This is a genomic window from Aquitalea sp. S1-19 (assembly GCF_024343515.1).
This window is the reverse complement of sequence record NZ_RJTZ01000275.1, coordinates 1-1775: the sequence shown is the minus strand read 5'-3', so window position 1 is coordinate 1775 and position 1775 is coordinate 1. Positions and strand designations below refer to the sequence as shown.

The 1775-nt window shown below is 60.3% G+C and carries 2 protein-coding genes and 1 tRNA gene; 1 reads left to right on the top strand and 2 read right to left on the bottom strand.

Annotated elements, in window-relative coordinates:
• Positions 1-884: DUF1615 domain-containing protein (locus tag EGI20_RS18275; protein WP_498633113.1), on the top strand; the 884-nt coding region annotated here is incomplete at its 5' end.
• Here EGI20_RS18275 and EGI20_RS18270 read toward each other — a convergent pair.
• Complete coding sequence (locus tag EGI20_RS18270) at positions 881-1432, bottom strand: DedA family protein (RefSeq protein ID WP_498630194.1); 552 nt, start codon at positions 1430-1432, stop codon at positions 881-883. The two genes, EGI20_RS18275 and EGI20_RS18270, sit on opposite strands and share 4 nt — an antisense overlap.
• A 106-nt stretch (positions 1433-1538) precedes the next feature.
• Positions 1539-1614, bottom strand: a tRNA-Ala gene (locus tag EGI20_RS18265).
• Positions 1615-1775 lie beyond the last annotated feature (161 nt).

The window sequence follows — 1775 nt, the reverse complement described above, 5'->3', positions numbered from 1 at the left end:
GTGCGGCGCTGGCGGTGATCGAGCAGGAGTCTAGCTGGCAGGCCGACCCGACGGTGCCGGGTTTGCCCGGCATGGTGTGGGGTGCCATCGAGGAGCGCGCCGGGCGCTACCATGTGCCGCTGGCGCTGGCCAAGACCGCTTTTTTGAAGGGCTCGCCCGATGGGCGCAGCTATAAGGCGCGTATCGACAGCCTGCGTACCGAAAGGGAAGTGAGCGAACTGTTTGACGATATGGCGGCCGATGCCGTGCGTTACGGTTTGCCGGTGGGGATGAAAAACCCGATCCGTACCGGCGGGCCGATGCAGGTCAGTGTGGCTTTTGCCGAATCGCAGGTAGAGGCCTGGCCTTATCCTTATATCCGGCGCGGCAGCATACGCAGCGAGGTATTCAGCCGTCGTGGCGGGCTTTATTTCGGTATCGCCAATCTGTTGCAGTATCCGGCGCCGTATAGCGAGATGAAATACCGCTTTGCCGACTTTAATGCCGGGCGCTACTCCAGTCGCAATGCCGCCTTCCAGGCTGCCTTGTCGTCCTTGTCCGGCCAGCGTCTGACGCTGGATGGCGATCTGCTGAATTACCGCGCCGGTGGCGCGCAGAGCGAAACCTCGCAAGTGTTACAGGCTCTGGCTGGCCGTCTGGGTATGAGTCCTGACGCGATGGCGCGTGATTTGAAAATGGAAAAGCTGGCGGGTTTTGGCCAGAGTGCCTTGTACCGCAAGGTGTTCGAACTGGCGACGCGCGAGCAGGGGCGGGCCTTGCCGCGTGCCATCATGCCGCAGATAGACCTGAAAAGCCCCAAGATCAGCCGCAAGCTCACCACCGAATGGTTTGCCGGGCGTGTGGACTGGCGTTATCAGGCCTGCCTTGCGCGCGCGCCGCGTTAAGCACGCTGGCGAAGTTTGCGCCAGAGCAGGAGTAGGGCGCCAGTGCACACGATGGCGATAAAGGCGGCTTCTTCCAGATGTTTGAGTTCGCCCAGCAGCAAGGTCAGCGCACTGCCGAAGGCATAGCCTAAGCTCGCGAACAGGCTGGCCCAGATGGCGGCACCAATGGCGTTGTAAAAGGCGAAGGTGGCAAAGGGGATGCGGCTCATGCCCATGATGGCTGGGCCGGCGGTGCGCAGGCCCAGCATGAAACGTATGCCGATAATGAGCGGGGCATGCCATTTGTCCAGTAGGGTATTGATGCGCGGCGTATGGCGGGCCAGTGCCGGAAAGCGGGCCAATAGCCATTGGCCGCGCCAGCGCCCCAGGCTGAAAGCCAGCATGTCGCCGCAAAACCCGCCAGCAGCAGCGACCGCCATGACCCAGGGCAGGCTCAGCCAGCCGCGGTGCGCGGCAAAGCCGGCGGCAAGCAAAACGGTTTCGCCTTCGATGGCTGTGCCGGCAAACAGGGCGTAGTAGCCGTACTGGTCGATCAGGGTGCTGAGCATGGCTGTCAGTGGAGGGGGTTTGATGCTGACAGTGTAAATGGAGCGGCAGCGACTTGCCGGATGCAAATACAAAAAGCCCCGACCGGAGTCGAGGCTTTTGTATTTTTGGTGGAGGTAAGCGGGATCGAACCGCTGACCTCTTGCATGCCATGCAAGCGCTCTACCAACTGAGCTATACCCCCACGATTTACTGCTGCGTTGCAGTGTGTGCTGCAACGAGAACGGAACTATACAGACGGCTTTTTTTACCGTCAAGGTGTTTTTTTATTGTTTTTGTTAAAAAGGCGGATTTTCCGATTTATCGTGAGGTGCAGTGCGGCGTCCGGTATGAATGGCGGCGATG